This window comes from Micromonospora sp. NPDC003776 (assembly GCF_053605645.1).
The window spans coordinates 1-1185 of sequence record NZ_JBSGJR010000971.1 but is presented as its reverse complement, the minus strand read 5'-3'; the positions used below and the strand labels follow the sequence as shown (position 1 = coordinate 1185).

The 1185-nt window shown below is 80.1% G+C and carries 1 protein-coding gene; it reads right to left on the bottom strand.

Features of this window, described 5'->3' with window-relative positions; translation table 11 throughout:
• Nucleotides 1–42: 42 nt before the first annotated feature.
• The coding region (locus ACWEVO_RS36800) for a hypothetical protein (RefSeq protein WP_452311993.1) at nt 43–1185 on the bottom strand (1143 nt) is incomplete at its 5' end.

The window sequence follows — 1185 nt, the reverse complement described above, 5'->3', positions numbered from 1 at the left end:
CGGGGCGGGGGCCGCCGGTCGCCCGCCGGCGCCCCCCGCCGCTCACCACTGCTCGGGCGCGTCGGTCAGCTCCGATTCGGGCAGTTCCGCCGGCTCGGCCACCCACGCCGAGTAGACCGGCACGCCGTGCCACGGCCCGCCCGCGCTCTCCGTGGCCACCGCCACCACCGCGTACGGGTGCCCGAACCGCAGCTCCGCCACCCGGGCGATGCCCTCCGGCGGCAGCCCGGCGGCCATCCCGAACGCGGTCACCGCGGCGGCCTCGAAGCCGAACCGCCCGAAGCGGGCCACCGCCGCCTGCGCCACCTCGTACGGCGGCTGCGGCACGCCGACCAGCTCGCCGAGGGCCCGCGCGGCGGCGGCGAACCCGAAGCCGGCCGGGGAGAGGTCGTGCCGGCTCTGCGCCGACCAGCACGGCAGCACCGCCTCCGCGTGCTCCTCCCGACCGTCGGCGGCGAAGGTCCGGGTCGGCTCCTCGCGCAGCGTCCAGAGCGGCGTCTCACCGAGCGGCAGGTCGAACAGCGACCGCCGGCCGGGCGGGGCCCCGTCCGGCGCGGCGGCGGCCGCCGTGGCCACCTCCTGCGCGGTGGCGAGCACGTCCACCGCCGGTACGTCGGGCGCGGCGGCCACCGAGACCACCAGCATCCCGGCCTCGCCGTCGGCGCCCGCCACCGGCCGGGCCGGGGCCGCGTGCACGGCCACGTCGCCCGCCCGCGCGGTGGCCGCGATCCAGCACCGGTGCCCCCATGGCGGGGTACGCAGCACCCGGTGCAACCGGCCCGTCCAGGCGCTGCCCGCGCCCAGCTGCTCGGCCGGCGCCACCTGGAAGGGGTCCGCCCAGGACACCCGGGTGGCCAGCGCGTTGGCCAGGATCAGCAGCGTCTCCGGGGCGACGTCGACCGGGAACCGGTCGACCAGGCCACCGGTCTGCTCCCGGGCCCAGGCGTCCAGCGCCGCCTGGTCGGGCAGCGGACCGCGCTGCGTCCGCTCCGGCAGGCCGGCCCGCCAACCGGCCAGGCCCGCGAAGGGCTCGCGCTCCCACACGGCGCTGGCTGACGCCACCAGCGGATGCGGCGCCGACAGCAGGGCCCGCGCCGCCTCCGCCGCCGCGTCCACATCGGTGCCGAGCGCCTCGGCGAGTTCCTGCCGGGTGTCGCCGGCGGCGGCCGGGCCGGTCAGCGCGAG